This window comes from Allobosea sp. OAE752 (assembly GCF_050433265.1).
Classification (GTDB): domain Bacteria; phylum Pseudomonadota; class Alphaproteobacteria; order Rhizobiales; family Beijerinckiaceae; genus Allobosea; species Allobosea spartocytisi.
This window is the reverse complement of sequence record NZ_JBNPXO010000021.1, coordinates 1-21,403: the sequence shown is the minus strand read 5'-3', so window position 1 is coordinate 21,403 and position 21,403 is coordinate 1. Positions and strand designations below refer to the sequence as shown.

General features: G+C 64.4%; 16 protein-coding genes. 5 read left to right on the top strand and 11 right to left on the bottom strand.

Going from position 1 to position 21,403, the window contains the following annotated elements; all coding sequences use genetic code 11:
* Nucleotides 1–385: 385 nt before the first annotated feature.
* Complete coding sequence (locus GGC47_RS27450; RefSeq protein ID WP_429069932.1) at nucleotides 386–646, bottom strand: GatB/YqeY domain-containing protein; 261 nt, start codon at nucleotides 644–646, stop codon at nucleotides 386–388.
* A gap of 156 nt (nucleotides 647–802) precedes the next feature.
* On the opposite strand from GGC47_RS27450, the gene GGC47_RS27445 reads away from it, so the two are divergent.
* The 3 genes from GGC47_RS27445 (at nucleotide 803) to GGC47_RS27435 (ending at nucleotide 2,646) form a co-directional block, all read left to right on the top strand.
* Nucleotides 803–1,225 carry a helix-turn-helix domain-containing protein gene (locus tag GGC47_RS27445; RefSeq protein WP_429069930.1) on the top strand — a complete coding sequence of 141 codons (423 nt, stop codon included), beginning with the start codon at nucleotides 803–805 and terminating at the stop codon, nucleotides 1,223–1,225.
* The gene (locus tag GGC47_RS27440) at nucleotides 1,222–2,085 is read left to right on the top strand and encodes an alpha/beta fold hydrolase (protein ID WP_429069926.1); all 864 of its coding nucleotides are present in this window, start codon (nucleotides 1,222–1,224) and stop codon (nucleotides 2,083–2,085) included. Before GGC47_RS27445 ends, GGC47_RS27440 begins: the two co-directional genes overlap by 4 nt.
* Nucleotides 2,086–2,241: 156 nt before the next feature.
* On the top strand, nucleotides 2,242–2,646 hold the full coding sequence (locus tag GGC47_RS27435; protein WP_429069923.1) for a hypothetical protein: 405 nt from the start codon (nucleotides 2,242–2,244) through the stop codon (nucleotides 2,644–2,646).
* Nucleotides 2,647–2,864: 218 nt separating this feature from the next.
* Here the strand turns inward: GGC47_RS27435 and GGC47_RS27430 are convergent, their stop codons facing one another.
* The 3 genes from GGC47_RS27430 to GGC47_RS27420 all read right to left on the bottom strand — a co-directional run bounded on the left by GGC47_RS27430 (nucleotide 2,865) and on the right by GGC47_RS27420 (nucleotide 10,131).
* Complete coding sequence (locus GGC47_RS27430; RefSeq protein ID WP_429069920.1) at nucleotides 2,865–4,253, bottom strand: insecticidal delta-endotoxin Cry8Ea1 family protein; 1,389 nt, start codon at nucleotides 4,251–4,253, stop codon at nucleotides 2,865–2,867.
* A 155-nt stretch (nucleotides 4,254–4,408) separates the two neighbouring features.
* A complete protein-coding gene (locus GGC47_RS27425) occupies nucleotides 4,409–8,896 on the bottom strand; it encodes an autotransporter domain-containing protein (protein WP_429069919.1) in 4,488 nt (1,495 codons plus the stop codon).
* Nucleotides 8,897–9,243: 347 nt separating this feature from the next.
* Nucleotides 9,244–10,131 (bottom strand): AraC family transcriptional regulator, encoded by an 888-nt coding sequence (locus tag GGC47_RS27420; protein WP_429069916.1) that lies wholly within the window; start codon nucleotides 10,129–10,131, stop codon nucleotides 9,244–9,246.
* 631 nt (nucleotides 10,132–10,762) lie between these two features.
* On the opposite strand from GGC47_RS27420, the gene GGC47_RS27415 reads away from it, so the two are divergent.
* Entirely contained in the window at nucleotides 10,763–11,626 is an 864-nt protein-coding gene (locus GGC47_RS27415) for an MFS transporter (RefSeq protein ID WP_429069914.1), read from the top strand.
* 325 nt (nucleotides 11,627–11,951) lie between these two features.
* Here GGC47_RS27415 and GGC47_RS27410 read toward each other — a convergent pair whose 3' ends face one another.
* From GGC47_RS27410 to GGC47_RS27385, 6 genes are all read right to left on the bottom strand, one after another.
* Nucleotides 11,952–13,496 (bottom strand): Fic family protein, encoded by a 1,545-nt coding sequence (locus GGC47_RS27410; RefSeq protein WP_429069912.1) that lies wholly within the window; start codon nucleotides 13,494–13,496, stop codon nucleotides 11,952–11,954.
* A complete protein-coding gene (locus GGC47_RS27405; protein ID WP_429069911.1) occupies nucleotides 13,457–14,296 on the bottom strand; it encodes a hypothetical protein in 840 nt (279 codons plus the stop codon). Before GGC47_RS27405 ends, GGC47_RS27410 begins: the two co-directional genes overlap by 40 nt.
* Before the next feature lie 321 nt (nucleotides 14,297–14,617).
* Nucleotides 14,618–15,493, bottom strand: coding sequence for an ABC transporter permease (locus tag GGC47_RS27400; protein ID WP_429069909.1), 876 nt, complete (start codon nucleotides 15,491–15,493; stop codon nucleotides 14,618–14,620).
* A complete protein-coding gene (locus GGC47_RS27395) occupies nucleotides 15,493–16,410 on the bottom strand; it encodes an ABC transporter permease (protein WP_429069908.1) in 918 nt (305 codons plus the stop codon). Before GGC47_RS27395 ends, GGC47_RS27400 begins: the two co-directional genes overlap by 1 nt.
* Nucleotides 16,411–16,504: 94 nt before the next feature.
* On the bottom strand, nucleotides 16,505–18,028 hold the full coding sequence (locus GGC47_RS27390) for an ABC transporter substrate-binding protein (protein WP_429069907.1): 1,524 nt from the start codon (nucleotides 18,026–18,028) through the stop codon (nucleotides 16,505–16,507).
* Between the two features lie 79 nt (nucleotides 18,029–18,107).
* Entirely contained in the window at nucleotides 18,108–18,782 is a 675-nt protein-coding gene (locus tag GGC47_RS27385) for an RraA family protein (protein WP_429069905.1), read from the bottom strand.
* A 151-nt stretch (nucleotides 18,783–18,933) separates the two neighbouring features.
* On the opposite strand from GGC47_RS27385, the gene GGC47_RS27380 reads away from it, so the two are divergent.
* Entirely contained in the window at nucleotides 18,934–19,914 is a 981-nt protein-coding gene (locus GGC47_RS27380; protein ID WP_429069903.1) for a LysR family transcriptional regulator, read from the top strand.
* Here the strand turns inward: GGC47_RS27380 and GGC47_RS27375 are convergent.
* Nucleotides 19,892–21,136, bottom strand: coding sequence for a Zn-dependent hydrolase (locus GGC47_RS27375; protein ID WP_429069901.1), 1,245 nt, complete (start codon nucleotides 21,134–21,136; stop codon nucleotides 19,892–19,894). The genes GGC47_RS27380 and GGC47_RS27375 overlap by 23 nt on opposite strands.
* Between the last annotated feature and the right edge of the window lie 267 nt (nucleotides 21,137–21,403).

Sequence of the window (21,403 nt, the reverse complement as noted above, 5' to 3'; positions counted from 1 at the left end):
CCACCGTCATCACGCAAAGCTCCCAGCAAGCCAGCACTCAGCACGAGTGACATCTCTAACGGGGAGACCGGTGACCTTTCTAACGGGGGCCTACAGTCGGTGTTCGCATAAGGTATCTTATGGAACTATGACTTGGCGTCGCGCCGACGCTAGATGGGCGCAAATCGACGCTATCTCTTGGCGGCTCGCACACCTACTAGTGGCGCCTTGCATCATGCGTACTCTCCGTTGGCAACGGTATGTTGGACTGCGGCAGAGCTGGTCGGTGCCGCGGCTACAGCCTTGAGGTTGCGTTGCCACGACCGGGCATTGGACCCTTACCCAGAAGCGGACTCTCATCCAGCGCTGTTCAGCAGAGATCAAAACGATCTGTGGTGGGCTTGAGTCACCCGAGATACTGCCGCGCCAGCATCGCTTCGAGCCGCAAAGCGACAGCGCGGTCAGTCTGACCCAGGCGCTCGAATTGAGCGGCGGCGTCCTCGCGCTCCTCGATCTCCATTGTGAGGATGCGTCGGACGTCGGTGTCGTCGAGAACCAGTCGCTCTACCTCCGCCGTGCCGCTTCGGAAGTCCTGGCCCGATGACGGGCCTGCGGCAATGGCTGGCGCCTCAGCACTGTCGAGCGCCGCGACCAGGCCTCGGAGCACAGCAGCTCTAGGCCCATCCTTCTCCTTCAGAGCATGCCTGAGGTCGGTGGTAGCCGGGCTTTCATCGCGGTTGCTGCCATTTGCTCCTCATAATTCCCAGTTTGCCATAAAATGTTCCTTATGGTATCTATAATAGGGAGCGATAGGGAATTACAAATGTCGGGCAAACTCGTGACGGTCGAGCAGGCGGCCGAGGAGCTCAAGCTGCATCCCAAGACCGTGCTTCGCCATATTCGCGAGGGGCGCCTCTCGGCGACCAAGGTCGGGAAGGCCTACCGCATCGATCGGGGAACGCTGGATGCGTTTGGCGGCATCGTGCGCGGCCATTCGAGTTCGGCCGCCCATGTCCGCGCGACCTGCATCGTCGAGGTCACGGACATCTCGGCCGATGGAGCGGAGCGAATGGCCTCGCTGCTCAACGCGGCCGGGGCGACGGCGGACGCGCGGACGGCGCCGCTGCATCTCAGCACAGCATTCGATCCAGCCGGCCGCAATCTCAAGATCGTCTTGATCGCCCATCCCTCGGATGCAGCGAGGCTGCTCGAGCTGGTGGATCTGCAAATGCGAGCGCTCAAATGACGGTCGCCATCTATCGCAGCAAGAGCGCGGCCGCGGCGGCTGCTGCCCTCTATCGCGACGTCCTCGACCGCTGGCCTGTCCCGAAGGAAGAGCTCTATCTGCCCACATGTCAGGGCCGGACCTTTGTGCTCGCATGCGGCCCAAAGGGTGCGCCGCCTGTCCTGCTGCTCCATGGCGCGCAGGCGAACAGTGCCGCCTGGCTTCCCGACACCGCATTATGGGCTTCGCGGTTCCGCCTCTACGCCGTCGACATGATCGGCGAGCCCGGTTTCAGCGCCCCTGTGCGGCCTGCGCTGGCGGGCGATGCCCATGCCTCATGGCTCGACGACGTCTTCGAAGGACTCGGGCTTCGAACTGCCGGAATCGTCGGGACATCGCTCGGCGGCTGGCTGGCGCTCGACTACGCCAAGCGCAGGCCGATGGCTGTCCAGGCGCTTGCCCTCATCTGTCCGGCCGGCATCGGGCGGCAGAAGAACCTACTGCTGAAAGCCGCTCCGCTGCTCCTCCTGGGATCCTGGGGCAAACGCAGGATCCGCGAAATGGTGTTCGGGCCGCCGCCGAAGGCGCTGCCTGCCGAGCTCCAGCTGATCGCGAATCTGATGGAGAGTATCGGCCGTGCGGCCAAACCGCGGATCGTCAACATCCCCAGGCTGACGGATGAAGAGCTTCGCAGGTTGGCGATGCCGATCCTTGCCGTCGTCGGAAGGCAAGATGCTCTGATCAACTCTGTGCAGACGCGCGAGCGGCTCGAGCAGAACGCCCCGCATGCGAAGATATGCTTCATTGAGGACGGCTATCACTTCCTGCCGAGCCAGTCCGAGCGAGTCTTCGCTTTCCTACAGCAGAGCATTCCCCCGTAAGAGAAGCCGGAGTGACCAACGGCTGATATGATAGGCATCGGTTCCCAGCCATTGCGAACAGTGTATCATTTCGCGGAACTCGGCCTGCGCCGTCTTGCAAGATCGACCAAATGGGTAGCTGAAAAAAGTATCGCTTAAGCAACCTTTGAGCACCTTATGAATGTCTTTGCGCGAGCCGCGATTGCAGCGGATCTTTCCTGGGTGCCGGATATGGCCGCTCTTGATGGGCCTCCAGTGACCGCTGAATCCTTTGTGAAAGCTTATCTCGCTGATCCAAGCACATGGCATTGGTCGACGGATATGTTGAACTATCCGCGAGAGATCGTATTAAGGCGGGTTCTGGCCATTATTGCGCAGGCGCGACTGCCCGATCACCAACTGGCACTTGGTCAACTCGGCGCGGGTCCGCTGGAAGATTTGATGTCCGACGCCCTGCTCGAGGATTTACGCACTTGGATGCCCTTCACTCCCGAGATGCGCTACGCACTTGGAAATGTGCGAATGAATGTCGAGCCGCCAACCTTGCGGCATCGTTTGGAAGCCATGTTACTTTATCGCTGAATGCTTCCTCCCAAGCCAAATAGGCGACTTGGTTGGGAGCCGTCAGCCCGCGCCAGGAGCTAACCTTGAGACTCCGCCCGAAAGCAGAAGTGTCCACACGTTCTCCGCGGGTATCCATCGGCCCGCCTACTTGCTGTTTCAAGCAGCTTTCACGCCTCGGATCCGTGCCGATGACCAAGAAAAAGCTCTGATGCATCCTGCCCATCGATCCCCAGATCTCAATCCGCAGGCATTCCGACTGAACGCGAACTGGTCGAGCCGCGGACACTTTGCCAAAAGGCTTGCCGCTCCGCCTTCCAATTTTCGGATTCAGTTATCAGAGCAACCGTTGGGTGCCCTGGCAGTAGATGCCGCGCTAGGAGCTGGTCGAGCGTAACCGGCGCTGGCGACCCGATATACAGCAACCGCAAGGCCGCAGTGTCCGGCTTCCAGTCAGGATCATACTTGAAGCCAAATACCGCGCAATCAGCCGAGCCGTAGAAGGGGCTGACGCCATTGATCCAAATACTGGACATCACGTGTCGGCGGTAATTGAATTCGAATGGAGATCCATCCGGAGTGTTGCCGTGCGAACTACCGGCGAGAGGCCCGGAGGTCTGATGGCCCCTGAACAGAAATTCAAACGAATTCAGGATATCTCCTGACCGACCCTTCGCCGTAACTATCGGATTTCCGATCGTCCAAAGCCAAGTTCCGTGCGGCAGCTGATCGCTGCCTCCGTTCTGATTGCCCATTCGTGGCGTCTGCGCCTCTCCATTCGGGCCACCGCCATCTCCATAGGTCATCTGTATCGCGTCGATGCGGTCACCGCCCCACACGTGAATTTGCGTCGGCAGCTGCCGCGGCGGCTTCGGCAGCTGAATTGGGCCACTACCATCGCAACTGCCGACCGGATCACTGTAAATCTCTCGATCCAAGTAGACCCGGACAGGCGTCGGGTATTTTACGGGATCCAGATACGGCCAGAGATTCTTGAAATCGAGCGTATTAAGGGTCATTTCTCGCGTGAAGCGATTTACAGTGCGGAACGGCTCGCACAAATGGTCATCGCGCTTAACCGCCTTGATCCGATGTTCGAGACCCTTCTTGAACGTAGTGTCCGCGTAACTCGAATACGCCGCGATTTTGTCGGCCAGCTTCTTGCGTACCACGTCCTGATATGCGGCGGTCCATCCCCAGGATTTGCCGGCGCTTACCCCGTCGCGCAGCAGCATCAGGTTCAAGTTGGCGAATTGGGCAAAAAGCGGCAGCAGCACCACTTCATACCCGGAAGCCTGAAAACTCGGGAGTTGTTGATCGAAGTCGCCCGCCGCTACCATCCAGGCTTGGCCAGTCACATCGAGGTCTTTTGATGCTGCCGCTGCAAGATAATCATTCAGGTTAGAACGTAAGCCCTTCAAACTATCCTGCACCCGATCGTAAGTATAGGTTGCGAGTTTCTGGTCGACCAGCTCCTCGACTTTCTCACGGATCTCGGACCAGACATCTTCTCCGGAATGCGGCCAGAAGACGTAAACCATTGCGCCCAAACCGACGCCTACCTCTGGGTAGCCGGCGAGTGCCGTCGCTAAAGCGACCTCGGCCGCGTTCTCCCAATCAAAACTCATGTCAGTCTCCCTGTCGTGCCGCCGCGGCACCGGTTGCCGGTTGGTTCCTCGAAAGAGTGGGACGCGATCAAGTCGACAAGGGCCGACTGGATACAGCGGAGCCGGAAGTCCGGCTGTGAGCATTCGGTCTTGTTTCTGCGGTTGCAGACGTCCTCTCAAAATGTGACTTCGAATCGCCCCTTTAGCGCGTGGTCGCGCGTGCGCTCGCCGACGGCGGCGGAATAGGCCAGGCCGAGACTGGTCGAGGCGTTGGCGCGCCAGTCGAGCCCAGCCTCGGCGATGACCGCATTGCGGTCGATCTCCGCCGCCAGCACCCGCGCCGGGGTGCTACCCGCGGCGAAGCCGGCTATCGCTTGTGGGGTGAGGTCGCCGAAGCCGTAGCGCCAGCCGAGCAGGCCGCGGGCAAAGAGCGGCATGGCACCAAGCTGCGCCTCGGCGCGCAGGCCGAGCGTCGCAAAGCCGAGGCTCTGCTCGCCGGAGAGGACCCGCAGCGCCGCCGCCCCGCCCTGCTCGAGATCCGAGCCACTCGAGACCCGCAGTAAGGCGAGCTGAGCGAAGGGCTCGAATGCGAACCGCTCGAACCGGAAGACGTAGCCGAGCTCGGCAAAGCCCTGCAGCAGCTCGCTGCCGCGTTGCGAGCGTGGCGTATCGCCAAAGCTGCCGATCCGAACCTGGCGGGTCAGGCTGGTCTCGCCGAAGGAGTAGCCCAGGCCGCCATCGAGGCGCCAGGCGCCGAGGCGCGCCCCGGCATAGAGCAACGCGTGGCCGCTCTCGAGCTGCCCAGAGGAGAGCCGGGCATCGACGTCGAAGGTCGACCGGGTGTAGCCGCCCGCGACGCCCACACGGAGGGAGCTCGCAACGCCGTCGTGGAGCTTGAGATCGGCGCCGAGAACAGCGCCGCCGGTGCGGCGTGACAGCCCTGCCGCGTTGCCGTCGGCATTGGTGCTCGCCCGCGCTCCGACCGCCTCGCCCCAGATGGTGAAGCGCTCGTCGAGGCGCGGCGCCGGCATGTCGGCCACGCCCTGGCGGCCCCGAAGATCAGTGAAGGCGCCGGCCACCGGCGTGCCGGGCAGCGGCAGCAGGGGGCCGCGCAGACGCTCCAGCAGCGCCTCGCGAATCAGGCGAGTTTCACCGATCGCGACCGCAACGCCTTGGGCATGAGCCTCTCCCGAGAGCAGATCGAAGCCGGCACGCGCTTCGTTGGGCTCGCTCATCACCGCGACAGCATTCCAGACGGGATTGGTCTGCGGCAGGCCACCAACAGCGGCTCCGGCAGCCTGTTGGTTGCGGGTCCGCGCGACACCGGCAAAGTCGAGATTGTTGCGGCGGAATGTGAGCGTGACGTCATTGCCGTCGCCGCCGGCATAGTCGAGCACGTGGTCGAGAAACAACAATCTGTCGAGATCGGTGACCTTGCCAAAGGTCCCGGTGACGGCTCCCGCCCCCTGCTGTTCGACGATGATGAAGGGCCCATTGGTGAGCGACCAGTCCGCGGCATTGTTGGGCGACAGCAAAAGGTCGAGCTTGGCACCGACGATGTCGACGGACCCGGCGACCACGACGCGGCTGGTGCCCGAGGGCCCGCCGACGATGGACAGGGTGCCGTGATTGACATAGTCGCCCGCAACCACCTGCTGGCCGGAAGCGGTGCCGTTGCCGGGCCTATGATTTCCCCCGGCGTTGATGGTTACCGAAGCTCCGGCCGAGCCGATGGTGCCCAGCCCGCTGAGCGTGGCGCCGCTCAGAACAGCGATGGCGCCGCCAAGCTGGCCGCCTGAGACATCGCCGACCGACAGCGAGCCGCCCGAAACCGTCGTCGTGCCGGCAAAACCGGAACTGTCGGCTGTCAAAAGAACCGTTCCGGTGCCGGATTTGGCAAAGCCCCCTTTGCCCGTGATCGATCCGGCATAGCTGCCATTGACCGCCTGGTCCAAGGTCAGAGATGCGCCGGCGTCGATTGCTGCATCGCCGCGGAAGCCGCCCGTCTCCGAGACGATCCCGCCTGCTTCGATCGCCCAGTCGAGCGAGGAGGTGCCGGTCAGGGCGAGGCTGCCAGCGCCGCGCTTGACCATCGCGCCATCCGTTCCGTCAAGGCCAGCGATATCGCCACCGAAGCTGGCGTTACCGGCCTGGTCGAAGACGACCGTGCCCGCATTGCCGATCGCGCCCGAAATCGAGCCGGCATGGCCTACAAGGGTTCCGCCTTGGACCAGCGTATTGCCATAAGCATTGCTGCCCGCAAGCACCAGCGTACCGCCGCCCTGCTTGTGCAGATCGCCAGGGCCGGTGATGTCGCCGGCGATCGTGAAGCGGTTGGTCGCATCGACGATATCGAAGCCACCGCCACCGGTTCCGAGCACGATGGTCCTGTTGGTTGCGGTATAGCCGGCTCCCGTCACCCGCAGGGTGCCGCCATCGAAGGTCAGGCCACCGGTTGCCGCGCCGAGATTGGCGTCGGACGCTACCGAAACCACGCCGCCGGCAAGCGTCGTGCCGCCGGTATAAGTGTTGGTCGCGGTCAACACCAACGTGCCGCCGCCGACTTTGACGAGAGCGTTGGCACCGCCGTCGGCGATGACCGAGCCGATCGTTGTCGAGACACCGCGGTCGACATTGAGCGTACCGGCATTGCCCGCTGCCGGCGTTAGCCGAAGGGTGCCGCCGCTCAGCAAGTAGCCGTCGGTGGAGAACTGCAAGGTGTCGAAACGCTGGGTTCCGTCCACGGTAACGGTTCCGGCCGTGCCTGCGAATGCACCGACCGAGCCTGCCCAGCCGGCATTGCCGCTGCCTGAGACATTCGTCCAGTTCGTGCCGAATCCCCGCCAGACCCCGCTCCCACCGTCGACCGCGCCGTTGGATGTGGCGCTGGCGCCGTCCCAGAACTGCATGGTCTGGCCCGCGCCGAGCACCGACAGACTCACCTGGCCGGGGCGCGTGTACTGCAGCTCATGGCTGGCCACCGTGAAACCCGCGCGGGCGGAAGTGACGCTCTCGCTCGCGAAGGCGCTGCCAGGAGCCAGCGTGTTGTAGTCGAACAGCCGATAAAAGCCTGCCGCCGCGACCCGTGCATCGAGGGTCCCGCCCAAGGTCAGCGTGCCGTTGACCACGACCAGGTCATTGCCGCCCATTCCGGTACCGGCAACCACGCCCGGCGTATTGAGCTCGAACACGGAGGTCGCGCCGGTGCCGAGCGTCAGATTGCTGTCAAAGGTCAGCGTGCCCGGACTGTTCCCGGCCGATAGCGTGCCATCGATGCTCACCGCGCCGGTCAGCGTGCCGGAACCGCCGAGGGTACCGCCTGCTGCGACAGTGACCGCGCCGCCCAATGCGCCGTTGCCGGCCGCACCGCCGACGAGCAGGGTGCCGCCCGAAACCGTCGTTCTGCCGCTGAACCCGGAGCTGTCGCCGGTCAGCACGGTCGTGCCGGAGTGGACCTCGACCGCGCCGGCACCGACGATCTGCGGGGCAAAGCCGTAATTGCTGTCGGTGTGATTGAAGACGAGCGTGCCGGTGCCAAGCGTGACGGCGGCTGCGTCGAGCACACCCGCAGCCGCCGCGCTCGCTCCCGCCGCTGCGCCGATGTTCAGCGCGCCGACGCCGGACAGTCCCACATAGAGATTGCCGGAATTCGTCCAGGTCGAAGCTGCCCCTGTCAGGGTCACCGCGCCGATGGAATGTGTGCCGAAGCCGATATAGCCGGTTGCGCTGCTGACCGTAGCGCCGCCCGAAATGGTCAGGCTGCCACGGCCATTCAATCCGACGGCGAGGTTGTTGGACATGGACCAGGTGGAGTCCTTGCCTGTCACCATCGCCGTGCCGATGGAGCCCGAACTATCTCCGATCCAGCCCGCCACACTGCCGACCGCCCCACCGTTCGAGACGGTCAGGTTGCCGCTGCCGTGATACCCGACGATGAGCTGGCCGGAACTGGTCCAGGTCGAGCCGGCACCGGTCACCGTCGCGGTACCGGTGGAATTGGCCTGATAGCCGATATAGCCGTCGAAATTGCTGACTGCGCCGCTGGCCGCGACGGTCAGCGTGCCGTTGCCGGAGACACCGACAGCGAAATCACGGCTGTTTGTCCAGGTCGAGCCGGCGCCCGTCACTGTCGCAGCAGCAGTGGAGCCCGCGCCGCCGGCGATATAGCCGGACGTAGTGCTGACCGCGCCGCCGCTCTCGATGTTCAGCGCGCCGCTGCCGTCCTGGCCGACAGCGATGTAGCCGCTGTTCGTCCAGGTCGAGCCGGCCCCTGTGACGGTCACCTTGCCGGAAGAGCCGGAATTGAAGCCGATCATGCTCTCCGTGTTGGTGACCGTGCCGCCTTGCGCCACTGTCAGGGTGCCGGAGCCGGAATGGCCAACGGTGAGGTAGTTGCCGCTCGTCCAGATCGAACCGACCCCGGTCACCGTCGCCGTGCCGACGGAGCCCGCCTGATTGCCGATGATGCTGGAGGTATCGATGTCGACGACGCCCCCACCCCCGATCGTCAGGGTGCCTGAGCCGAAATAGCCGACATATATGCTGCTGTTGCTCGTCCAGCTCGAGCCTGCGCCCGTCACGCTCACCGTGCCGGTGGAGCCGGCATACAGCCCGATTTGGCCATAGGTGCTGATGACCGCGCCACCTCCTTCGACGGCCAGCATGCCCGGGCCGAATCGCCCGACATCCAGGACCCCGCCAACATTCCAAACGGGTGAGGTCGCCGGAGAAGGATTGACGTCGCCGGAGGTCCCCACGCTCTGTGCCGAAGCGGAAACGCTGGCCAGCAAGCCTCCAAGACAGCTCGCGAGCGCCGTGGAGGCGAGGAGCCTCCAGGATCGGCCAGAGGGGCCGAGCAGAAAACGAGCGTTGACCTTTGAATTGGGTGTCGCTCGCATGCCTGCCCTCTGTCTCGAAGAGGGCACCAGAGCGAACGGCTCGCATTTCCCCCTTGCTCGGGGATCCTGCTACCAGCGTTCCGCGCAACGGTTTTGATCGCTATTGCGGCGGCTCACTCAAAACCGATGAAGACCGAAGCATCGATGATGCCATCGTCGTTCCACGGGGCTTGCCGATGAAACTCGTAGGCAGGGCTGGCGGTCAGACGACGCCGATGCATGGGCATCCAGACGGCGCAAATCGCGAACACCGCGTCAGCCACGGCGGAATAGGGACCTGCCACATCAAGACTGGCATATTCGCCACTGCGGACGACATCGCCCCGAAAGGGCCCAGCGAGGCGCTCCGACAAGCGCTCATGATCGAGAAGGCAGCAATCATAGCGGATGAGGTGTTCGGGGGTTACCCCTGGATCGTCATAGAAAATGCCAACTGCTTGCCTGCCGGCCAAATCCACCCCTGCTCGGCGCAACATCGTGGCAAAGGCTCGCCAATAACCTGGGACGTGGTCGTAGCCTCCTTGAAATCGCATGGCGAGAACGGGAAGCGCGTGGTGCCGATGCGGCTTCGTCGTATCCGCGAATGCCCGATGGCGGAGCAAGGGTTGGGGGGCCTTCGACCTGGCGATCAACCGCGCTTTGCGTGGCGGCAGGCCATACCGCCGGGCGAACGCATGATTGAAGGCTGCCTGGCTGCCGTATCCTGTTTGGAGAGCGATATCGAGAATGTTGTGATCGCTGCGCGTGAGAAGCGCGGCCGCCAGACCCAGGCGCAGACGGCGTTGATAGTTGCCCAGCGTATCACCAACCGCACGTTTCAGCCGGCGGTTAAGCTGAAAAGGGCTCAGGCCTACCGAGCTGGCCAGGTCGGTCAGGCCCGGGCCGGACGAATTGATCGCCTCCATGCGCGCGAGGATATCGATGATTTCGAGATCGCCGACAGCCTGCGGCTTGCGATAGTCATCGTTTGAGCCTGTAACAGGCAGCAATAAAGGACCCATTCCCGACATGTAACCTTGGCTAGCACACAAATATGAGCATAAGCCCACCACCATACAAATGTAAGGTGACGATTTGGGTCGCGCTTAACCCGCCCTTCTGATCGGATGGGTTCCGGGCCATCGGCTAGACAAGGTCTGTGCCTGCCTCGGACCTGACAAAACCCGGCTTTGCCTCAGCTTGCCGGCCCGCCTGCGCAGCACTGATGGGGCGGGCAAACACTCGCCAAGCGGCGGCGGCCGTCAGCAATGTCCAGTGATCGTCAAGAGGCAGACAACTGAGACCGGGCTGCGTGTTTGCCGGAGAGAGGTAGGGTGCGAGGCGCTGATTGCGCTGCTGCCTCGCTCCAAGGTTCCAGACCCAATCCGATGCATGCGTGCAGCGGCTTCGCTCGATAGAAGCCACCAGACTGCGAAGAGAAGTCTGACCCGCGTGAACGAGCACGAGCCCCGGCACAGAGGTGTAATCCGAGCTTGACCCAACTGCCCGATTAGAGAAGCTGACATTGGGACATTGCCCGGAAGCAGATGGGGTGGATGGCTCCCGGTCTCGGCGTTGCAGCGCCACAGTGGTGCTGTCACGCAGCACGAGCTTGGAGCGACCACGACGGAGATCACGACTGTCGGCATCGACTTGGCCAAGAATGTCTTCCAGGTGCACGTCATACGCAGGGCGATTGTACGCGACACGGCAATGCCGCAGGAGGCCGCCCGGCGCCTGGCGCTGATGAACCTGATGGTGACGGTCGGACCCGGGCTCGCCCCTCTGATCGGCGGCATCCTCGCCGCCACGCTGGGCTGGCGTTCCATTCTCTATGCGCTCGCCGCCTTCGGCATTGCGAACCTGTTATGTGCGTGGCGGCTGCTTCCCGAAACCGGGACGCCGGCCAGGCAAGCATCCGCCGCATCGATCCTGCAGCACTACCAGCGGCTCCTCGGCTCGTCGGTCTTTCTCGGCTACGCCATCGGCGGCGGCTGCGCTACGACAGCGATGTATGCCTTCGTCGCCGCCGCTCCGTTCATCATCTCCGGCGAGCTGCATCGCCCGGCGCACGCGATCGGCTTCTATCTCACCCTGCTGATCGCTGGCGTCTGGCTCGGCAGTATGCTGGCCACCCAATTCATCGGGCTGATCGCCATCGACAAGCTGCTGGTACACGCCAATTGGCTGAGCGTCGTGGCTGCCTTCGCGATTCTTGCTGCGGTCCTCTCCGGCCATCTCAGTGTGGCGCTCACCGTCGGACCCATGTTCGTCTTCACGCTGGGAGCCGGCATGGCATCCTCGGCGGCCCTGTCGCAGGCGATTAGCGTTGATCCGGAGATCATCGGCTCGGCCTCGGGCTTGTACGGCTTCACGCAGATGGTGGTCGGCGCGCTCTGCACCGCGCTCGCGGGGCTGGGCAACGATCCGGCTCTCGCCGCAGCACTGGTGTTGAGCGCCGCGAGGATCATCGGGCAGCTCTCGTTCTGGATCGCACAGCCGCGTCGTGCGAGCTAGGTAGCGCTCATGCAACTTTTATCGCCGCGTATGGAAAACATTGGCGAATGGCGTTTTTGACCGAGCCTCCACCGAGGCAGGGGCTACGCTATCGGTGATGCCCGGCATTTCCCGAATCGTCGCGGCCAATCCGAGTATGATGACCTATCGCGGCACCAATATCTATTTAGTCGAGGGGAATGGGAGCTTCGGTTTGTTGGATCCCAGGCCGGACGACGATGGCCACCCCAGCGATATCCTCGATGCTACGGGGGCGCTGTCGAAGCGTCCTTAGCTTCTGGCCTTATCGGCAAGAGCGTCCGGAGCAGAAGGATGTCGCAAATTATCAAAAGTCGGCGCTGAGGTCGTTATAGATGCCCTCGATCCTTGCCACCTCCTCGTCCGTGAGGGCGGCGAACTCGCGCTCACGCGCCCGCTTCGATAGCCGCCCGTCATTCTGGCGCAGGAACCGGAACAGCAGGTCCAGCAATCTGTCCGGCATATCGATCATCCCTGCAACATGGCCCTTGAACGTGTCATAGGCCCGCAGGAAAGCGGTCTCAGCCGGAAGGTCGACATCGACCGTACGGGCGACGCAGGCGAACAGGAACTCTGCATGCGGGCTTGCATCGAAATAGCGGTAGAAATCGATCGTGTCGTTCAGCACCTCGACATTGCCGCGATCGGTCGGTCGCCAGCGTACATGCGGCAGCAGGCGGCGTGAATAGCTCTCCAAGGTCCGGCGATAGTCGTCGATCCTGTCGAGGATCACCGCCGAAACGGGAAAGACGAGGCCCGGCGGATTGAAACCGCGCTCGGCAAGCACGTGATGGATGAGATAGCGGTGCAGGCGACCGTTACCGTCTTCAAATGGGTGGATATAGACGAAGCCGAAAGCCAGAATGGTGGCGGCAAGCACCGGATCGAGCGCCTGGGCCGCGCCCCTGTCGAAAGCAGTCAGTCCTGCGACCAAATCAGGCAGATCCTGATGCCGTGCGCTGATATGGTCGGGAATGGGCGCGCCCGTATTGCGCTCATGCTCGCCGACGAAGCCGCCATCTTGACGCAACCCCAAATGGACGAAGCGTGCATCGCCGATGACGATGCGCTGCAGTCGCTCCAGCTCATCCCGGTCGACCGGTCGGCCACCTGCCTCCCCGATGACTTGGCCCCAGCGCTGGATTCGATCCTGCGGCGGATCTTCCCCTTCGATCTGGAAGCTCGACCGTGAATCCTTGAGCAGCAGGAAGGCCGCCGTCCGCGCGAGCAGATCCGCCGGCACGTCCGCAACAAGGCGGCGGGCCTCCTCGGGCAGATTGCGGGCGACGAAGGCTTCCAGCGCTGGTGTTCGGAAAATCAGCGGGCAGAAGGCGGGCGTGCCCGGCAGATTGTTCTTCACGCGATGACGTGTCGAAGTCGTGCCCCCGGTCGCCCATTGCAGCTTCGGGTCGACGACCAGGGCGTAAGCCCCTTGCCCTGCATCGGGCAAATCGAGCCGCTCCGCCAACAGCCATTCATAGAGAAACCACACCCGCCGGGCATAGGCACCGGTCGGAGCGGCCTGCACCAAGCTGACAATCGCGCCGGGGCCGGTGGCGCGAAACAGCGCCTTCAGCACGGCCAGATCCAGCCCTTCATAACGCAGGGCGAAGGTCAGGTGCCCCACGAGATCGGCGCCAGGCGCGTGACGCGGCGTGTAGATGCTCCAGCCATCGGCCTTGTAGACTTTATGACGAGGGCCGATCGCCGCCAGGGTGAGCGGGACGGGAACGGCCAGATCATAGGCTTCGATCAAGGCCGCGTAGCCGACTGGCGTTGCCGCTTCCGGCAAGCGTCTGCCGTGAAAAACAGTCACGACGCCTGAAAATGGCTTCCGTTGCCCCGCCCGCATGAATTTCGATGCTCAATCATGAAAAATGATTCACAATGGAATAATTCATGAAATTCGATAACAGGCAACCCCAAACTGCCCGAAACGAATCCTCGCCATGAATTTCGATCACGAGCCTGGTGCCCACCTCGTGTCGGACTTTCAAAAAATGTCCGCGCACGTCCGCGCAAAGCAGGTGGGCAAGCGGTGAAGGCGTGGTCCGGAAGCACGGCGTCACCAGGCCAAAGGCGGATCCGATCGGCGCGCTCGGCATTGGAAAGCTGCGCGATAAAAGCCGCCGCCTCCCGCTCAATATCCAGCAATACCGCCGCACTGCCCGCCAGCTCCCCTTCGCTCAGCTCGCCAAGGCTTTGTGCAAGCTGCATCGAAGGAAGTCCCTTGAGCGCGGCGTTGCTAAAGCAACTCTCCGCCGCCTTGATAGCCTCGCCAAAGCGCTTGATCTGGCTGTCATTGGTGAGCGGCGGGAGGAAACCGAGAACCAGCAGCGCGTCCGCTGCGGCCTTGTCCTGGGCCGACTTTAGGAGTTGCTCGGCTTGATCGAGGACGGCCTTCCAATCATCCGGATCCGTCTCCTGGGGCGTAGCGACGCAGCTGAGATCTGGCAGGCTCTTCGCTCTCCTTGAGGAGATTGTGGAGCGTCGCCAGCTGGTTGGCAGCGACGTCCTCGCGCTGCTCTTTATCCTCGGTGGCCTGCTTATGCGAACATGACGCCGATGATTTTTGGAGAGGCCCCTCGCTTCGAGGAAATCCTCGCCCCGATGGAAATCATCGAACGAGCGGCGAACGGAATGGGTTAGCAAGGATCGGCGAAGCGTCAGCCACCTTTCAGCGGTGACAGCGCAGGCAGCACGCCCGTCCTCAGCGCCAGCACAGCGGAGCGCAGAGAATGTTGGCGACCGACACAGATAGCGATCAGCGGGAATTCGGGACGGGCGGGGACCAACGATATGCGAGACAGATAGGACGACATGAGCCGCATCTGGCGCGATCGGGCTTGCCGTGTGGGATGAACGGTCTCTGTGGAAGGTCGACATCCCGTTCGTTTTGCCGGTCCGCTGATTCGGCCCTGTGATCCCAATCGGGAACACGCGACAGCCTCGTGAGGGGCCGTCATCGCATTGTCAGGAGCGCCGTTCGTCGAGCGCGTCGCGGACGCCGTCGCCGAGTAGGTTGACCGCCAGGATCAACAGGCAGAGCCCGGCGCCCGGCAAGGCGATCAGCCAGGGGTCGAACAGGATGTGCTCGCGCCCTTCCGCGATCATCAGGCCCCAGGACGGTGTCGGCGGCTGGGCGCCAAGGCCGAGGAAGGAGAGCGCGGCCTCCAGCAGGATGACATTGGCGATCTCCAGCGTCGCGACCACGATCAGCGTGTTGCGCAGGTTCGGCAGGATGCCGTGCAGCATGATGTAGAGATGCGAGGCGCCGAAGGACTGCGTCGCCTGCACGAATTCCCGGCTGCGCAGGCTCTGCGCCGCGGCGCGCACGACTACCGCGAACCGGTCCCAGAGCAGGAGGCTCAGCACGATCGCGAGCGTCTTCAGCGAGGCGCCGCCGAGTGCCACTGCGGCCAGCGCGACCAGCACGATAGGGAGCGAGAGCCGCGTCGTCACGATGAAGCTGATCGCCATGTCGACACGTCCGCCGAAATACCCGGCTGCGAGGCCAAGCATCGTGCCGATGAACCCCGCGCAGACCGCGACGCCAAGCCCGATCAGCAACGATACGCGGGCGCCATAGAGCAGGCGGGCAAGGTAATCGCGGCCGAGATGGTCGGTGCCGAGCCAGTGGGCCGGGTCCGAGCCCGGATACCAGAAGGGCGGGATCATGCGCTTGCCGAGATCCTGCGCGATCGGATCATGGCTGGAGAGCCAGGGCGCGAAGAGCGCGACGAAGACGATGACGGCGAGCAGGCCGCCGCCGATGCGAATGGCGCTGCTGGCGCTCAGGCCCTTGAAGAGCTTGCGCCGGCGGATGGCAGGGCTATCGGCGATCGACATCAGGCGCTCCTCAGGCGGGGATCGAGCCAGGCGTTGATCAGGTCGGCCACGGTCGTCAGCGTCACGTAGATCAGCGAGAGGATCAGGATGATCGCCTGCACCACCGGCAGGTCGCTGCGCAGCAGCGATTCCCAGGCGAGGCGGCCGAGCCCGTTGATGGCGAACACGCTCTCGATGACGATCGAGCCGGAGAGCATCAGGCCGAACTGGACGGCGGCGAGCGAGACCAGCGGCAGCACGGCATTGCGCAGGGCATGGACCAGCAGCACGCGCGGCTGCGAGGCGCCCTTGGCGCGGGCGGTGCGGATGTAATCGGCGGTGAGCACGTCGATCATGCCGGCCCGCGTGAGGCGCATCAAAGCGGGCATGGCGTAGTAGCTGAGCACGACGACGGGCAGGATATAGCCCTGCCAGCTCTCGGTGCCCGAGATCGGCACGAGCCCGTACCAGACGCCGAAGACCACGATCAGGATCAGGCCGAGCCAGAAGCTCGGGATCGCCTGGCCAAGCACGGCGAGCATCAATGCGATGCGATCGATCGTGCCGCCGGGCTTGAGCGAGGCGAGGATGCCGAGCGGGACGGCGACCACGAGCGCGAGCAGGAAGGCGGCGGAGCCGAGCACGAGCGTGACCGAGAGCCGCTCGGCGATGATCGGCGCGACCGGCAGGTTGAAATAGAGGCTCGTGCCGAAATTACCGGCGAAGGCATTGCCGATCCAGCTCAGGAACTGCAGCGGGATCGGCCGGTCAAGGCCATAGGCCTGCCGGATCAGTTCGACATCCTGCGCCCGGCCGGCCTGTCCGGCGAGGACGACGGCGGGGTCGCCGGAGACGAACATCAATCCGAAGGCGACGGCCGAGACGGCGAGCGCCACGAGGGCGGCGACGATCAGGCGACGCGCGAGAAAGGGCAGCATGACGGCTCCGGGGATAGCGGGTCGACCTGCCTGGCAGGAGAGGCGCCGCGACCAGCGATCGGCTGGAAGCGGCGCGGCGATGCGGAGAGGGCTGTTACTTCCAGCTCGACAGCCACCAGCGGGCGAACTCGTCCGGATGGGGTTTGAAGGTCAGGTCCTTGGACAGGCCGTAATTGATGTTGAAGTCGTACATCGGCAGCCAATAGGCCTGATCGGCGATCTTCTTCAGCGCCTTGGCGTAGTTCGCCTCGCGCAGCGCGCGGTCCTGCGAGGTGTCGGCCGCGTTGACCAGCTCGATCACGTCCTTGTCCTGGACGAGGTCGTCGGCGCCGCCACCGAAGAAATTGGAGATGATGAAGGCGACGTCGCCGGTGCCGTAGCTGCCCCAGTTGGTGAAGAAGGTCGGCAATTCGCCCGCGCGCCATTTCTGCACGCCGGCGGCATATTGCTGCTCGTTGAGGGTGACGTGGATGCCGACCTTGCCGAGATCGCTGGCGATCGCCTCGGCGACCGGGCGCGGCATGGCGGCGAAGACCATCTCGATATCGACGCCGTTGGCGAAGCCGGCCTCGGTCAGCAGCGCCTTGGCCTTGGCGGGGTCATAGGCGTATTTCGTCACGTCCTGGGCGCAGCCGAACTGCTTGGGATTGCAGGCGGCGTTGAGGACCTGCGAGGCGCCGCCGGCGAAGGCCTTGACGATGGCCTCGCGGTTGACGGCGTGGTTGATCGCCTGCCGGACCTTCAGGTTCTTGGTCGGGTAGTCCTTGCCCTTGCCGCTCACGGTCATGCCGACATAGGAGATGCGCATGATCGGACCGTTGACTATCTGCACGCGGCTGGCGAGGCGCGCGGCCTGGTCCGGCGGGATGCGCCAGGTCCAGTCGAGCTTGCCGGCCATCAGTTCGGCGAACTGAGTGTTGAGCTCGGGGATGGTGCGCACCACGATCTTGCCGATCGCGGGCTTGCCCTTGGGGCTGCCGGCATAGTGACCGTCGAAGCGCTCGAAGGCGTAGCGGATGCCCGGCGTCATCTCGGTGAGCTTGTAGGGGCCGGTGCCGACGGGCTTGGCCGCCATGCCGGCCGAGCCGACCTCCTTGAAATAGGCGGCCGGATAGATCGGCAGCGCATCGGCCAGCATCTCGACGGCGCCGGCGAAGGGCTTGGCCATCTTGATGCGGACCTGGAAGTCCGAGACCTTCTCGACCTTGTCGATCCAGTCCACGGCGATGCGGAAACGCGTGCCATAGGCCGGGTCGAGCACGGTGGTCAGGGTGTAGACCACGTCGTCGGCGGTGAACTTGGCGCCGTTATGGAAGGTCACGCCCTCGCGGAGATCGAACTCCATCGTGGTGGGGTCGACGAAGCGCCAGGCCTTGGCGAGCGCCGGCTTGATCTCGCCGGTGTCGAGATCCTTGTAGAGCAGGCCGTCATAGATGTGCCGGGCGAGGATCAGGCCCTCTCGGCCGGCGATCTTGTAGGTGTCGAGCGCTTCCGGCTCCAGCGCGAAGGCGGCGTTCAGCGTGTCGTCGGCCTTGCCGGCTAGGGCCGGCACTGGCGCCAGCGCGAAGGAGGCGGCCAAGAGCGCGCCGGCCAGCGCGGTCGTTCCCAAAATCTTCATCGGTTAGTTCCCCTGTGTTTTCTGGATGATCCATCCGGCCGGAGCGCGCCTCTATGGGCGATTCTGCGGCCGGAGTCTGTTAGCGGCTCTTGGAGCCCTGTAGCTTTTCCCAGAGCTTCCGCGCGCCGTTGATCTCATCGATGCGTTCGCCCTTTCGGACCCGCTCGATGATGCCTGGCTCGGCCGCCTGCATGGCGGCGCAGGTCCGGGCGAGAGCCTCGGCCTCGGCGGGATCGATGACGCAGACGCCGTTCTCGTCGGCGAGGACGAGGTCGCCGGGGCGCACCGTCGCGCCACCGCAGTTCACGGTCTCGCTGATCGTGCCGCCCTTGCCGAGCAGTTTCGTGGTGAGGGGCGAGCGGCCGCGGCACCAGACCGGCAGGCCGGAGGCGCGGATCGCCGCCACATCGGTGACGAAGCCGTCGATGACGACGCCAACGATGCCCGCGGCCTGCGCCGCGGCGGTCATCACCGCGCCCCAGCAGGCATGGCGGTCGTCGCCTTGGCGGTCGATCACGAGGATGTCGCCGGGCTTGGCCTGCGCCAGGGCGCAGGAGAGCACCGCGCCGTCATCGTGCGGAACGCTGACGGTGAGAGCCGGCCCGCAGACGCGCGGGCCCTCGATGACGCACTGGATCGCCGGAGCCATGAAACCGTCGGTCAGGATATGGCCGAGCGTCGCGGTCTCGATCTCGCGGAAGAGCGCGGCGCGCCGCGCGATCGAGGCTTCGGCCGATGATCCGGTCGCTGTCATGGTCGCCCTTGCGCTGGAGGATGTCCGTTCTGCCGAACCTACGGAAGCCGCGAAACCGGGTCCAATAGACAGTTCCTATGCTAAGCATAGGATTGCCACGGCAGCGAGTTTGCATAAGGGGCAGGGTCACGAACGGAAGAGAGATACGCGCTTGAGCGGAACGAAGCCGAAGCTGCACCATCTCAACTGGAACCTGCTGCACACTTTCCTCGTCATCGTCGAGGAGCGCAGCATCACGCGGGCGGCCGACCGTTTGCTCGTGCGCCAGCCGACGGTCAGCGCGGCCCTGCAGCGGCTGGAGGAGACGCTGGGCGGCCAGCTCATCCAGCGCGATAGCCGCCGCTTCGTCCTGACCAAGCGCGGCGAGCTTCTCTACAAGGAATGCGTCGACATCTACCGCAGCGTCGCGCGCATCGGCGACCGGTTGTCGGAGGATCATGACGATCTGACCGGGCTGGTGCGCCTGCTCGTCGTGACCCATGTCGTGCTGCCGCCGCTCGACCGGACGCTGACGCTGCTCAACCGCAAGCATCCCGGCGTCAGCGTGCGGATCGATGTCGCCAACAGCCAGGACATCGTGCGTGCGGTCTCGCAGAAGCTCAGCCCCTTCGGCTTTTGCCTGCTGTCGAAGCCGTTGGCCGGGCTCGATTGCCGCCCGCTGCTGCGCGAGGAATTCGGCATCCTGTGCGGGCGCGGTCATCCGCTGTTCGGGATCGCGGATGTGCCGCTGGCGGAACTGCGCGACGAGCCTTTCGTTGCGCTCGCTTGCGGGCAGGACGGCGCTCTGGAGCCGATGGTCTCAGTCAGGGAAGGGGCGGGGCTCGGTAGCCGGGTCGTCGGCTCCAGCCCCAACCTGGAAGAGGTCACGCGGATGATCGCCGCCGGCCTCGGCATCGGCATCCTGCCGCTGGCCTCGGTGGCCGAGGCGCTTGAGAGCCGCTCGCTGTGGAACCTCGCGCGGTCCGAGGACCTGCTCGGTGCCGATCTCTACTTCGTCTCGAACCCGGCCATGCAGCTCAACGCCGCGGAAGAGGCGTTCCTGCGGCTGTTCGAGCAGCGGCTTGGCGCGACGGAGGAGGAGCCGGCGGCCGAGGCCGCCGCGGTCCTGCTCAGCGATCCGCTCGTGCCATGACGGTGTGAAGCAGAACGTTGAGCCCGGGTTCCAGGTCTTCCCTCGTGCAGAGCTCGGCATTGTGATGGGTGATGCCGCCCTTGCAGGGCGCGAAGATCATCGTCGTCGGGGCGTGGCGCGCGACGAAATAGGCATCGTGCCCGGCCTGGCTGAGGATGTCCTGCGTACGGTAGCCCAGCGCCAGAGACGTCTCGCGGACGCTATCGATCAGCTCCTGCGCAAAAATCCTACCGCCCCATTTCCAGACATCGAGGATTTCGGCAGTACAGCCGGCGCGCGCGGCGGATTCGCCGATGGCTCGGCGGACGCGCTCGGCCATGACCTCGGAGGTTTCCGGATCGGGATGGCGGACGTCGCAGACGGCCTGCGCCCAGTCTGATAGGATGCCCGGCTTATTCGGCCAGGCGGCGAGGCGCGCGGCCGTCGCCTTGCCGCCGCCGGCGGCATAGGCCCAGCCGATCTCGTCGGTCTCGACCAGCAGGCGGGCGCCGGCGAGCAGGGCGTTGCGGCGGCGCTCCATCGGCCAAGGACCAGTATGGGCGGTCTCGCCCTTGAACTCGACGAGCATGCCGGTGCTGGGGAAGCCGCCGGTGACGACGCCAACCTGCATGCCGTCGCGATCGAGATAGTAGCCCTGTTCGATATGGAACTCGAAATAGGCGTCGAAGGCGTGGGGGGCGGCTTCCATCTCGCCGCGATAGCCGATCCGCTCCAGCTCCTGGCCGATCGTGCGGCCTTCCTCGTCGGTGCGGCCTTGCGCCCAGTCGAGCGTATAGGCGCCGACGAAGCAGCCGGAGCCGACCATCGGCGGCGAGAAACGCGCGCCTTCCTCGTTGGTCCAGTTGACGATCTCGATCGGCCGCCGCGTGCAATGGCCGAGCGCGTCGAGCGTGCGGCAGACTTCGAGCCCGCCGAGCACGCCCGCGATGCCGTCGAAGCGGCCGCCATTGATCTGCGTGTCGAGATGGCTGCCCATCACCACCGGCGGTAGGCTGTCATCGGTGCCGGCGCGGCGGGCGAAGATGTTGCCGATGCCGTCGACACGGACTTGAAGCCCGGCTGTGCGGCACCAGTCGACGAAGATGTCGCGGACCTCCTTATCGGTATCGGAGAGGGCGAGGCGCGAGAGGCCACCCGGCCGGCCGGGGCCGATCTCGGCCGAGCGCTCGATCGTGGTCCAGAACCGCTCAATGTCGATACGGGCCGCGTCGAGGCTGGGCATGACGGTCTCCTCTCCGCCGGACCGGGCGGGAGCTGCTGTGGATGATTGCGGCGAAGTCCGCGCCGCGATTGCGGGCGAACTATCCAACTCAGGATTTCAGATGAGGGACGGGGCAGGCAAATAGATATTGCCTATGCTTGCCATCGGGTAAGTCGGCAAGTACGGAGCCACAAGCATGCGTAATCGGGCGGACCCACGAGGGGTCGAGCTCCCATTAGGATCTAGGTAGATCCAAGAGGAGATACGCGATGTTCTACGCTGCGCTGG

Bases quoted from the DNA above. Each gene is read 5' to 3' on its own strand.
- GGC47_RS27390 (WP_429069907.1), bottom strand. From the start codon at position 18,028: ATGAAGATTTTGGGAACGACCGCGCTGGCCGGCGCGCTCTTGGCCGCC.
- GGC47_RS27375 (WP_429069901.1), bottom strand. From the start codon at position 21,136: ATGCCCAGCCTCGACGCGGCCCGTATCGACATTGAGCGGTTCTGGACC.
- GGC47_RS27445 (WP_429069930.1), top strand. From the start codon at position 803: ATGTCGGGCAAACTCGTGACGGTCGAGCAGGCGGCCGAGGAGCTCAAG.
- GGC47_RS27410 (WP_429069912.1), bottom strand. From the start codon at position 13,496: ATGCGGGCGGGGCAACGGAAGCCATTTTCAGGCGTCGTGACTGTTTTT.
- GGC47_RS27395 (WP_429069908.1), bottom strand. From the start codon at position 16,410: ATGCTGCCCTTTCTCGCGCGTCGCCTGATCGTCGCCGCCCTCGTGGCG.
- GGC47_RS27435 (WP_429069923.1), top strand. From the start codon at position 2,242: ATGAATGTCTTTGCGCGAGCCGCGATTGCAGCGGATCTTTCCTGGGTG.
- GGC47_RS27430 (WP_429069920.1), bottom strand. From the start codon at position 4,253: ATGAGTTTTGATTGGGAGAACGCGGCCGAGGTCGCTTTAGCGACGGCA.
- GGC47_RS27385 (WP_429069905.1), bottom strand. From the start codon at position 18,782: ATGACAGCGACCGGATCATCGGCCGAAGCCTCGATCGCGCGGCGCGCC.
- GGC47_RS27400 (WP_429069909.1), bottom strand. From the start codon at position 15,493: ATGTCGATCGCCGATAGCCCTGCCATCCGCCGGCGCAAGCTCTTCAAG.
- GGC47_RS27420 (WP_429069916.1), bottom strand. From the start codon at position 10,131: ATGGGTCCTTTATTGCTGCCTGTTACAGGCTCAAACGATGACTATCGC.
- GGC47_RS27425 (WP_429069919.1), bottom strand. From the start codon at position 8,896: ATGCTGGCCGTCGAAGGAGGTGGCGCGGTCATCAGCACCTATGGCCAA.
- GGC47_RS27440 (WP_429069926.1), top strand. From the start codon at position 1,222: ATGACGGTCGCCATCTATCGCAGCAAGAGCGCGGCCGCGGCGGCTGCT.